Below are 12,460 nucleotides of genomic sequence, written 5' to 3' on the forward strand. Positions count from 1 at the left end.
GGTATGAATGATAATCATGACACGGAACAGGTGGATGAAAGGATGGAACAGTCCACCTTGGTAACCGTAGTGATCCCGACCTACAATCGCGCCAAATTTATTACGAGAGCAATCGATAGTATATTGAATCAAACGATGGGGCAGTGGAAGCTGCTAATTGTAGATGATGGATCAAAGGACAATACCAAATCAGTAGTGGAAAAATATATTGGGGATTCTAGAATTCGCTATGTCCGTCTAAAAGGCAATAAGGGAGTTTGCTACGCCTTAAATCATGCCTTGTCACTAGTAGACACCAAGTATTTTTCACAGCTGGACGCTGACGATTGGTATGAGAAATATACGTTGGAAGCCTGTCTTAAAAAGATGGAGAGCTCCAGCTCCAGAACAGCAGTGGTATATGGGCATGAAAAAATATGGCGGCTGGCAGGTTCTAACCGCTTGCATTATGTAGGCAAAAAAAGAAAAAAAACGATTACTGGCAAGTATCAGTTTATTACGTATCATGACATGATTTATCCGCGGTTTTATCGTACGGAAGCTCTTCGGAAGATGGGCGGCTGGTCGCATAAGGTGCCGCAAAAAGGCCGTTATGCCGAGGATCGGCAAATACTGTTAAAGCTTGCGGGTAAATTTAAATTTAAACGGGTTGACCGGACGTTGTATAACCGTCTCAAGCATAAGAGCAATAATTCACGTAAGCAAAATCGGCTGAAATACGCAAAGGTAACGAGATATCTTTATAAGTCGGCATTAAAAAGATGGGGAAATAAGTATAAGGCCAAATTTGTATGGGTAGGCGGACGATTAAAGGTAGGGAGATTGATAAAGAAATGATTACAGATGTCCCGAAAAGCAGCCAAAAGAGCGAGGATATGCTGACCACAATGGAGGTTATTGAAAAGGTTAGAGAGGCGCTTGTAGAGAGAAGGCCATTATCCGTAGTGCGTGTTGGCGACGGTGAAAATTTATGCTTAAGCCAATACAAGGTATGGCCGATTCGCAAAGTATTATCAACGCGCTGGGCCAGACTGTCGAGAAGCACGAACTGGAAAGGGGTACGGCTGCCTAATGTCAGGCTTCGCGATGAGCTGATTACCTCTATTAAAAAAGCGGATATTGTAGGCATTCCCTATTACAAAGATAAGGAGATTTTAGCAAAGCAAGGGCATCTGCTCTCGCTCACACAGCGCTGCTTTGAGCAGTACAATATTCAGCCCAAGCAGCTTTGCCATACTTTTGTTAATCGGCATATGGTCGAGTATCCGTTGTTCTGGGAAACGCTCAGGAGTAAAAGAATAGTTGTTATTTCACGCTGGGCTGATAAATTCAAAAATTTGGTAGGCAAAAAGTATAAAGACTTTGATATTAGCTTTGTTAAAGCGATACGTATGAACAATTATAGAGAGATACCAGCAGTGCTTGAGAAGATGAAAGCTGTCGAATGCGACATTGTATTTATTTCTGCTGGCGTTAGCGCGGTAATTTTGGCACAGAGGCTGGCTGAGGAGCAAGGGCGAATCGCGATCGATTTTGGCAAATCGGCAATATTTATGATAAGCGGCAATCATAAAGTCCGTCCATGGGACCCGAAAGCAAAATAATCAAGTCATTTTATTAGGGGGATGGGTGAATTGAAGGTAACAGTAATTGGTTCTGGATATGTCGGCACAACGACTGCTCTGGTGCTTGCTTATACTGGCCATGATGTGATTGGATTGGATGTTGATAGCAAAAAAGTAGAGAAGCTAAAAAATGGAGTTCTTCCTTTTATGGAGCCGGGACTGGATAGCTTGCTTCAGGAGGCTTTAAGTAAAAAGAAAATCCAATTTACAACTGACAGCAAAAAAGCAGTTAAGCTGAGCAGCATACTGATGATAGCCGTGGGGACACCTTCCACATTAACCGGGAAGGCCGATCTTACCTACGTCCGGCAGGTGCTGGATATGATTGCCGAGCATGCGGATGAACCGAAAATTGTCGTTACAAAAAGCACGGTGCCGCTTGGCACTAATCGGTGGATCAAACAATATATGAAAGAGAAAATGGGCGAACGCCATCAGGGGATAAGTATTATATCTAACCCTGAATTTTTGCGTGAGGGCAAAGCACTCCACGACTCCTTGCATCCGGCAAGAACAGTAATCGGAGGCGAGGACAAAGCGGCAATGGCGAAGATAAAAGAAATGTATGCTCCTCTGCCTACTTCTTTTTTCACTTGCAGCTATGAAACTGCGGAGCTGATTAAGTATGCGTCAAACGGGTTTTTGGCGACGAAGATTTCCTATATTAATGAAATAGCGCGTCTGGCGGATGAAGTAGGAGCGGATATTGAGGGCGTTGTAGCAGGAATGGGGATGGATCCGCGCATTACGCCGAGCTATATGCAGGCCGGTCTTGGGTACGGCGGCTCCTGCTTTCCGAAAGATGTAGACGAATTAATTGCTTTTGCCAAGCAAAATGGCGTAGGTGCTAATTTGCTTGAGCAGGTGAAGCATATCAATGAAACACAAATCAGCTGGTTTGTTCGAAAAATGGAAGCTGTTCTTGAGCTTAAAGGAAAGAAAGTGCTAGTGCTGGGCGTTGCTTTTAAGGAAGATACCGATGATCAGCGCGAGTCTGCCGGTATACGCTTAATTGAGCATTTGCTTGAGAAAGGGGTAGATGAGATTACGATTATTGACCCTACAGTTTTTTCACCGGATCAAATTAAGTGGACGAAAGCAATGGATGATGTTCACAAGCAGCGAGTTAAGGTGACAGCTTTGAATGAGGAAGCTGCTGATGGCATTCATGCGGTATTGCTGGCTACGCCTTGGCCGGCCTTCAAGGATTATCCTTGGCAGGCTTGGGGGAAGAGAGCGGCATCGGCTTATTTATTCGATGGACGGAATTTCCTTGATCCAGAGCAAATGCGTCTAAGCGGCTGGCACTATTCTGGCGTAGCAAGGAGGGGGCAGGGATGAATATTGTCATTACCGGCGCAGCGGGCTTTATTGGCTCTCATTTAAGTGAAGCGTTGCTAGGAAGCGGCCATACGGTTATAGGGCTGGATTGTTTAGACCGCTCGTCTAACAGGAGTATTAAACAGGACAATCTGAAAATTGTGTTGAACCACCCGTGCTTTAAATGGCATGACATTAATTTGCTGGATGCTGATCTGGAGCAATATATTTGCGATGCTGATGCGGTTTTTCACCTTGCCGGCATAGCAGGCGTAAGAAATAGCTGGGGAGCTTCCTTCAGCGATTATTTGCAAGCTAACGTTCTGCTTACTCAAAAGGTGCTAGAGGCGTGCAAAAAAGCTTCTGGCTTGAAAAAGCTTGTATATGCCTCTTCTTCCTCCGTTTATGGAGGAAGCGATGAGTCATATAGCTCTGAGCAATCGCCGACCAGGCCGATCTCACCCTACGGGCTGACTAAGCTTGCGGGTGAGCAGCTATGTTCGCTTTATTACAAAGAGTACGGAATTCCGTTCTCGGCGATGAGATACTTTACCGTTTACGGACCTAGGCAGCGGTCGGATATGGGCTTTCATCGCTTCATGAAGGCAGCTTTGCTCGATGAGCCTTTAACGATTTTCGGCAACGGTGAACAAACACGCGATTTCACTTATGTGGATGACGTAGTTGCCGCCAATATTAGCGCAATGAATTGCAGCAAGCATGGTACTGTATTTAATATCGGAGGCGTGGAAACAGCGTCTGTCAATGAGGTGCTTCATAAGATCGAAAAGTTATGCGGCAGGAAGCTGCAGCTGAATTATGTAGATGAGCAACCAGGAGATCCTTTCACTACACGCGCTGACATTTCATTTGCACAGGCTGAGCTGAATTATAAACCTGTTGTTACGTTAGATGAGGGATTAGCTAGACAGTGGAAATATATTTCTGACTTATATCGTATGGAAAGAAAGTAGGTGAGCGGCAATGATCGGAATTTTGTACCCCAGGTCGCTGCTGCGTCCTTTAATGCTAGGCAAGCAAAGCTTTGAAAAACCAGCTTTCTATATTAAGGCAGCTAGCGAGGCAGGAGAAAAGGTAATCTTCTTTTCACTTTCAGATATTAATTGGGCGAAAAGGACGGTTACAAGCTGGGATGGAGTGGGAACGGTCCGCTCCATGCATCGGCTGCCGCCAGTCATTATAAATCGGACGAGGACAAATGACTCGCTGACCAAGCGCGTGATTCAGCGGTTGAAGAAGCTGGGCATCATCGTATTCAATGAGCATAATGTAGAGTCTAAATTGCATGTTCATCGTATTTTGGCTGCAAATAAGCACTTGCTGCCGTATTTGCCGGAAACGGATGAGGTTAGCAAAGACTCGCTCAAAAACTTGCTTGGCAATTATGACTGTTTGTATCTCAAACCAACGACGTCATCTGTAGGCACTGGGATTATTCGCGTAAGAAAAGAGAAAAGCGATTGTATAGCTGATATTAATATGCGTGGTAAAACGAAGCATAAAAGAGCGAGTGTTAAAAAAATTGTTAAGCTTGTTAAAAAGCGCAAATATAAGTATTTAGTGCAGCAAGGCATCTCGCTTATGACCTACAAGGAGCAGCCGGTTGATTTTCGCGTATCGATCCAAAAAGACGAGGATGGCGCGTGGCAATATGTAGGAATGGTTGGACGGGTAGCTCAAAAAGGGGCGGTTGTGACTAATCTGCATTGCGGAGGAAAGTCATTCAAGGCATCAGAATTGTTTGAAGCATGGGGCTGGAATGGGAAGCGTGTTGAGGAGCATGTAGCGGCACTTGGATTAAATATCGCAGTAACGCTGGAAGCTAATCTGCCGACTATCGCCGATTTGGGGATCGATATCGCACTTGATGAAAATCAGCATCCGTGGCTCATTGAAGTCAACTTTCGTGATTTGAGAATTACATTCCGCGATGCGGGAGAGCGGGATAAGTGGAAAAAAACATTTTTTAATCCTGTTTATTATGCTGCTTATTTGGTGAGAAATAGCGAGGGCAGCTATTATAATTGAAGCGGGTAGAAAACATTTATTACCATACAAATTATGGTATACTATGTTCACCAAATAATAGTGCTGGGGAGATAGATATACTATGAGACTATATATTATTCGTCATGCTGATCCGGATTATGAGAGAGATACAATTACTGCTGCAGGCCATTTGGAAGCGCAGGCGCTATCCAGACGGCTGCAGCGTATGGGAATAGATGAGATTTACAGCTCACCAGTGCCAAGAGCTTTGTATACGATGCAGTACACGTCTGAATTAATGCAGATTGCGCCGTCAATCCAGCCCTGGATGGCAGAGCTGGACTGGAGGGTTACCGATAAGTCGGGAGTGAAGCGGTCAATATGGAATACCGACGGAGAATGGATCCGCGGACAGCGGCCTTTGCCGAATGAAGACAACTGGCATCAGTTCGAGGCTTTTCAGGAGGATAATTTTCTATCCAAGTATATTAATCTCCAGGGAGAGTCGGATAAGTTTATGGCGTCCCTTGGTTACTTTAGAGAGGACGGCGTATATCGCATGGTGAAGCCGAACAAGAAGCAAGTAGCGGTCTTTTGCCATTTAGGCTTTGGCATTACCTGGCTCTCACATTTGCTTGAGCTCCCGCTGCCTCGCTTATGGGCTGGCTTCTCGATGGCGCCCAGCTCCGTAACAACAATATTGCTGGATGAGCGCTCTGAAGAATTTGCAGTACCGCGTTGCCTCAGCTGGGGAGATACTTCTCACCTATATGAAGTGGGTTTGCCGATAAGCAAGCAAGGCATTGTTGCCAATACAGATTAGTAATGCAAGGAAGCAGGGCTGTCCCATTAGTCATCATGAAGATGCCGGGGACTGTCCTTTTCTTTTGTGACCGAGGGCATATCATCCGGTTGGCAGCTGTATGCAGGCTCTTATTCTATTAACTTCTATCAGAGGTTAAACCTGTGTTACAATAGGAACAGATTTTATGTTTGTTCTGCTTTGCAGGGGGTGTTATTAACGGATGGATAATCAAGACAGGCCAATTGGCAGACCGGATTTTTTGTTGTTATTTATTGCGTTTTTCTTAGTTTGCTTTGGTCTTGTGATGATATTTAGCGCCAGCTCAGCTCTTGGCCTCAAGGATTATGGCAACCCATGGCATTATGTGAACAGGCAGGTCATGTTTGCAGGGATCGGGCTGATTGCGATGCTGGTATGTATGCGAATACCTTTTCAAACCTGGAAAAAGTTCGCGCCTCCTATGATCCTGACAGCGTTGCTATTGCTTGGCTTAGTACTTGTGATCGGTAATGTGGCCGGCGGTGCTAAGCGCTGGTTTGCAGTTGGGGGATTCAGCTTCCAGCCATCGGAGTTTGCCAAGATTTCCATTATTGTTTATTTATCAGCAATTATTAGCAAAAAAGGCGAGAAGATCCGCTCCTTCAAACGAGGTCTTATTCCTATTTTTATCGTGATGGGACTGGTGCTGGGGCTTGTGTACAAACAGCCGGATTACGGCACGATGTTGATATTGTCGGCTATAGCAGGCAGTATCATCGTTGTAGGCGGAGCTAATTTTAAGCATTTGTTTGCTATTGCGGCTGCTATTATTCCTGCTTTCGTAATATTAGCTGTTTCTTCAGAATATCGGATGAAACGTATCACTTCATTCCTTAACCCGATGGAAGATTTATCCGACGACGGCTATCAGCTAAGCCAATCGTTATCTGCGCTGGGACATGGCGGCTGGACGGGAACGGGACTCGGCCAGAGTGTGCAGAAGCTGTTTTATTTGCCAGCGGCGCATACAGATTTTATTTTCTCTGTAATAGCAGAGGAGTTTGGTTTTCTTGGTTCTACTTTTTTTGTGCTGTTGTTTCTTTTGTTTATATGGCGCGGCTTCCGAGCTGCATTATCCAGCCAGGATTCCTTTGGACTTCTATTAGGAGTCGGGATTAGCTCCATGTTTTCCATTCAATTCCTTATGAATATTGGCGCGGTAACCGGCAGCCTGCCTATTACAGGGGTTACATTGCCCTTTATAAGCTATGGCGGAACATCGCTTATTCTTAGTATGGCTAGTACAGGAATATTGCTCAGCATTTCCAGACAAGCTACTCGCAAGAAGCAGGAGCTGAAGCAATAGTCCAAGTATAGAAATAGACGAGGATAGACTATGTTTATAGTTAATAAAATAAAAAAGCTCGACATGCTCATTTTGCTTATAACTTTTGCGCTTGGCCTTGTAGGTACAATGGCTATTTACGAAGCTACAGTGGGGACTAACTTACATAATCTGCATATTCAAAATTTCATTATGCTCATATTGTTCTGCGCGCCCATGCTTTGTATTGCGCTTATTGATTACAGGATTATAGTCAGCAAGCTCGCCTATGGATTTTACGGCATAGGTGTAGCTTTGTTGGTTGCCGTTCATTTTTTTGGCGAGAACAAAAATGGCGCCCAGCGCTGGCTGAATCTAGGCGGATTTGAATTTCAGCCATCGGAGCTCGCAAAAATTTGCACGATTTTATTAGTGGCTCATTTGCTGCATCGGCGCAAGGGAGAGCAATTGAAAATTGGGAAGGATATTATTCCTATTTTGCTTGTATTTCTGGTGCCTGTATTGTTTATTTACAAGCAGCCTGATCTTGGGACAGCGCTTGTGTTTTTAGGGATGATGCTCAGCATGCTGTGGATGGGCAATGTCAGGATGATCTATATGGCATTATGTGTAGGTTTAGGCGCAGCCGCTATTGTTGCCGTATTTTGGCTCTTCCATAATAATTACGATTTGCTGGCCTCGATAGTCAAGTCGCACCAGATGGACCGCATTCAAACCTTTATAGATCCCGCAAGCGATCCGGACAAGTCCTGGCATGTAAACAATGCCTTAATTGCGATTGGTTCGGGAGGCTTGAACGGAGATTCCGGATACTTTTTTCAAAAAGGCTTTATTCCTTACGTTTACTCGGATTCCATCTTTGTAGCAGTGGGAGAGAAATACGGCTTTATCGGCTCCTCGGTGCTTTTGTTTTTGTTTTTTCTGCTGTTGTACCGAATGATTATCGTCAGTAATGAGAGCAGAGATTTGGCAGGCTCCTATATCGTGATTGGCATTATTGGCATGCTTGTCTTTCAGATCTTTGTAAATATTGGCATGCATGTAGGCATAATGCCGCTTACCGGTATTTCATTGCCGTTTATTAGTTATGGCGGAAGCACGATGTTAACGAATATGATCGCAATCGGAATTGTGCTTAGTGTTGCCGTTCATAAAAATGAAATTGTTATAGATTAAGCTGGAGGGAATTGACGTGCAGCAATATCGGTCGATTAGCGACAAAAGGACGACGCAGCGCTATGTATTTTGGCTGCTTCTTGCAGGCTTTGCAGTGATTGCTGCTTTTGTGGCCCTGCAGCCTGATAATAGACTGGATCAAAGTGTAGCATCCTATATTCAGGGCTTTGAGGCGGACAAGATTACATCGATTATGATGTTTTTTACAACGGTTGGTTCGACGAAATTTACAATATTAATTACGCTTGGTGTGCTGGCTATTTTATATGCTAAATTTCGCAAAGCAAATGAACTATTGTTTATTTGTGCTGTACTTGGCGGTTCTGCCTTGCTTAACACAGTATTGAAGCTAACCTTTCATCGCGCGCGCCCTGAGGTGCATCGCTTAATTGAGGAGACAGGATTTAGCTTTCCTAGCGGTCATACAATGGCTGCATTGGCACTTTATGGTGCGGTAGCCTTCTTGCTGTGGCGCCACGCTTCTACAGTCGCTCTGCGAGCGCTGATCATCGGTATTACCGCTCTTTTTATTTTTATGATTGCGGTAAGCAGAATCTATTTGGGCGTTCACTTTCCTAGCGATATTGCAGGCGGAATACTGGCAAGCGGAATGTGGCTCTCGCTTGTAATTTGGGTTTATCAATGGTGGCAGGAGAATGGCAAGACAAGGTAATTGGTCAAGAAAGGGACAGCCAGAGGGCTTCAACCTTGTTCTGTTTTGTAGTATGATAGTAGAAGTGTAAACGTCAATAACTGATAGTATACTTACGAAATGCAATTAGGCATGTGTCTATTATGGCGGATGCTTTCAAAGTGAGTTTGCTGTACAGATTTGTAGGAGGAACAGTATGTCGGATCAATCTTCATCCACAGTGGCGGCTAATCGATCTCAACCTAGCAATCTGCTGCGTCGTGATGTTCGTTTTCTTGGCAATATACTTGGTGAAGTTCTCGTTCATCAAGGCGGACGTGAGCTGTTTGATATCGTAGAGCAAATCCGTGAGCAGAGCAAGGCTGTGCGCGCGGAATTTGTGCCAGAGCTATACGAACAGTTTAAATCGACCATTTCATCGATTAACCCGTCAATTAGACAGCAAGTGATTCGTGCGTTTGCAATTTATTTTCAATTAGTGAATATTGCAGAGCAGAATCATCGCATCAGAAGAAAAAGAGACTACGAGGTTACGGCAGGAGAGGCTGTACAAAGCGGGTCCATTGAAAGTGCTATTCAGAAGCTTAAGGAGCGCAACACATCGATCGAAGATGTGAAGGAAATGATTAACGGTATTTCCCTGGAGCTTGTTATGACAGCTCACCCGACTGAAGCGACACGTCGTGCTGTGCTTGATATCCATAAGCGTATAGCAGATGATATGACGGAGCTGGACAACCCGACTCTTACCTATCGCGAGCGCGAGAAGCTGAAGGAAAAGCTGATGAATGAAGTGCTCATTCTTTGGCAGACTGACGAGCTGCGCGACCGCAAGCCGACCGTAATCGATGAAGTACGCAACGGGCTGTATTACTTTGATGAGACGTTATTCGAGGTACTTCCTAATGTGTATGAAGAATTGGAGCGTTGTTTGACGAAATATTATCCAGAGCACCATTGGCATGTGCATGATTATTTGCGCTTCGGCTCCTGGATTGGCGGAGATAGAGATGGCAATCCATCTGTGAAATCCCATGTTACATGGGAGACTCTAACCCTTCATCGCCAACTCGTCATTAAAAAGTATGAAGAAAAGCTGCAAGAGCTAATGGAGCTGCTAAGCTTCAGCACGAATCTTGTTACGGTTACACCGGAGCTGATCGCTTCCATCCGTTCAGATCGTGAGCAAATTGAGCTTAAAAATATTGAGCTTTGGCGTAATTTGTCGGAGCCTTACCGCATCAAGATCGGCTTTATTCTTGAAAAGCTTGCTAATACTCGCAATGATTCCGTTAAAAATGCACAGCTTCGCTACAGCAACCCGAATGAGCTGCTGGAAGATTTGAAAATTATCGATCGCAGCCTGCGCAGCCATTATGCGGATTACGTGGCAGATACAGCCGTTGCGAAGCTAATTAGACAAGTTGAGCTATTTGGCTTCCATTTGGCAGCATTGGATGTGCGTCAGCACAGCCAAGAGCATGAAAATGCGATGACAGAGATTTTATCTCTTATGAATATCGTTCCAAACTATGCTGAACTGAGTGAAGCGGATAAAACAGAGCTGCTCCATCGTCTGTTGAATGATCCAAGACCGCTTACATCCAGCCATCTGAATTACTCTGAGTCTACTCGCGAGTGCTTGGATGTATATCAAACGATTTATCGCGCACAGCAGGAGTTTGGCGTGAATTGTATCTCGAGTTATTTGATCAGTATGACAGAAGCGGCAAGCGACATGCTGGAGGTTATGGTATTTGCCAAAGAAGTCGGCCTTTTCCATCAAGACCAGGATGGAACAGTAACCTGCACGCTGCAATCTGTTCCGCTGTTTGAAACGATCGACGACTTGCATGCTGCGCCTGGTATTATGAAGCAGCTGTTTGAAATGCCTGTCTATCGCAAGGCTATTGAAGCATGCGGCAATCTGCATGAAATTATGCTTGGCTACTCTGACAGCAACAAGGATGGCGGAGTCGTTACGGCAAACTGGGAGCTTCGTGTTGCTCTTCGCGATATTACTGAAATGGCGAGCAATTACGGCGTGAAGCTGAAGTTCTTCCATGGACGCGGCGGTGCACTAGGCCGTGGCGGCATGCCGCTTAACCGCAGCATTCTGGCTCAGCCTCCTTCAACTGTAGGCGGCGGCATTAAGATTACGGAGCAAGGCGAAGTGCTGTCTTCCCGTTACTCGATGCAAGGCATTGCTTACCGCAGCTTGGAGCAAGCGACTTGGGCTCTGATTACAGCGGCCCGTCTAGCGAAATATCCTGAAGACGATAAAGTGAAAGAAGCGGAATGGGACGATATAGCCCGTTCAATTTCTGAAACGGCTTTGACGAAATATCAGGATTTGATCTTCCGTGACCCGGATTTCTTGCAGTTTTTCAAAGAGTCTACACCGCTGCCTGAAGTTGGCGAGCTGAACATTGGTTCTCGTCCTTCAAAACGCAAAAATAGTGACCGCTTTGAAGATTTGCGCGCTATTCCTTGGGTATTTGCTTGGACACAAAGCCGTTATTTGCTGCCGGCATGGTATGCGGCAGGTACGGCGTTCCGCCAATATATTAATGATGAACCGGCTAAGCTGGAGAAGCTGAAGGAAATGTACGAGCAGTTCCCATTCTTCCGCACGCTTATTGACAACCTTCAGATGGCGCTTGCGAAGGCTGATCTTGTTATCGCCAAAGAGTATTCGCTTATGATTAAGGACGCAACAGTCCGCGATCGTATCTTCAAGCAAATTGAAGAAGAGTATGAGCTTACTTCCAAGCTAATTCTGGAAATTACGAAGCAAGCCGAGATTTTGGATAGTGTGCCTGTGATCCAGGAATCTATCCGTCTGCGCAACCCTTATGTTGATCCGCTTAGCTATTTGCAGGTTCAGCTATTGTCTGAGCTTCGCCAGCTGCGCGAAAATGAACAGGATGATGCAGCGCTGCTGCGCGAGGTTCTGCTCACTATCAACGGAATTGCTGCCGGCCTTCGCAATACGGGCTAATCGGATAAAGGGCTTAACATGGAATGACATGTTAAGCCCTTTTTTTAAATTACAAGGGGTTGTACGCCCCCTATTTTAAGTATTCACCGAGAAACGGCGCATCCTTAACAAAGGAGCGCAGCGTTTTTTCTTTAAATATTAGAAAGTATAAGTTTTCTGCCTATACCTGTTCTAACATTTCGCCGGAATGAAACTTATGATCGCCATAAGGACGGCGACAGCCGTTTCACCTTGTCGCATTGGTTATTATGAATCGTTACTTTGGCGCCCAAAGTGTGTAACGGTTGCTACAGCCGCTAAAGTGCTGTTTTCGTACTGTTAAATTTTCTAAAATATAGGAAAGTATATGTTTTCACCTTATACTTGTTCCTATATTTCACCGAGAAACGGCACATCCTTAGCCAAGGACGCGCAGCGTTTCTTCTTGACGGTTGTTTTAGCGGCTATTTCGAAATTTTGGCGTATTTTTAGCAGATATGGATTGAATAGCGGCAATGGCAACCGTTAGGTTTAAAAACATCATATTTTTTAATGAATAGGCTCTGTA

At 45.0% G+C, this 12,460-nt stretch carries 10 protein-coding genes; all 10 read left to right on the forward strand.

The window, feature by feature from the left end; all coding sequences use genetic code 11:
* Positions 1-3 precede the first annotated feature (3 nt).
* Positions 4-837, forward strand: a complete 834-nt coding sequence (locus tag V1L65_RS22915; RefSeq protein WP_331701590.1) for a glycosyltransferase family 2 protein — start codon at positions 4-6, stop codon at positions 835-837.
* Positions 834-1,604: a GT-D fold domain-containing protein gene (locus tag V1L65_RS22920; protein WP_331701591.1), complete on the forward strand. Its 771-nt coding sequence runs from the start codon at positions 834-836 to the stop codon at positions 1,602-1,604. The genes V1L65_RS22915 and V1L65_RS22920 overlap by 4 nt, the downstream gene beginning before the upstream one ends.
* Before the next feature lie 30 nt (positions 1,605-1,634).
* Positions 1,635-2,966, forward strand: coding sequence for a UDP-glucose dehydrogenase family protein (locus V1L65_RS22925; protein WP_331701592.1), 1,332 nt, complete (start codon positions 1,635-1,637; stop codon positions 2,964-2,966).
* On the forward strand, positions 2,963-3,919 hold the full coding sequence (locus tag V1L65_RS22930) for an NAD-dependent epimerase/dehydratase family protein (protein WP_331701593.1): 957 nt from the start codon (positions 2,963-2,965) through the stop codon (positions 3,917-3,919). Before V1L65_RS22925 ends, V1L65_RS22930 begins: the two co-directional genes overlap by 4 nt.
* Before the next feature lie 10 nt (positions 3,920-3,929).
* Positions 3,930-4,994 (forward strand): YheC/YheD family endospore coat-associated protein, encoded by a 1,065-nt coding sequence (locus V1L65_RS22935; protein WP_331701594.1) that lies wholly within the window; start codon positions 3,930-3,932, stop codon positions 4,992-4,994.
* A gap of 82 nt (positions 4,995-5,076) precedes the next feature.
* On the forward strand, positions 5,077-5,778 hold the full coding sequence (locus tag V1L65_RS22940; RefSeq protein WP_331701595.1) for a histidine phosphatase family protein: 702 nt from the start codon (positions 5,077-5,079) through the stop codon (positions 5,776-5,778).
* A 202-nt stretch (positions 5,779-5,980) separates the two neighbouring features.
* Positions 5,981-7,105, forward strand: a complete 1,125-nt coding sequence (gene ftsW / locus V1L65_RS22945; RefSeq protein ID WP_331701596.1) for a putative lipid II flippase FtsW — start codon at positions 5,981-5,983, stop codon at positions 7,103-7,105.
* Between the two features lie 30 nt (positions 7,106-7,135).
* A complete protein-coding gene (locus V1L65_RS22950) occupies positions 7,136-8,260 on the forward strand; it encodes an FtsW/RodA/SpoVE family cell cycle protein (RefSeq protein ID WP_331701597.1) in 1,125 nt (374 codons plus the stop codon).
* A 16-nt stretch (positions 8,261-8,276) separates the two neighbouring features.
* Entirely contained in the window at positions 8,277-8,933 is a 657-nt protein-coding gene (locus V1L65_RS22955; protein ID WP_331701598.1) for a phosphatase PAP2 family protein, read from the forward strand.
* Positions 8,934-9,108: 175 nt separating this feature from the next.
* Complete coding sequence (gene ppc / locus V1L65_RS22960) at positions 9,109-11,913, forward strand: phosphoenolpyruvate carboxylase (RefSeq protein ID WP_331701599.1); 2,805 nt, start codon at positions 9,109-9,111, stop codon at positions 11,911-11,913.
* The last annotated feature ends 547 nt before the right edge of the window (positions 11,914-12,460 follow it).

Origin of the sequence: Paenibacillus sp. IITD108 (assembly GCF_036541265.1) — a bacterium.
Lineage (GTDB): Bacteria > Bacillota > Bacilli > Paenibacillales > Paenibacillaceae > Pristimantibacillus.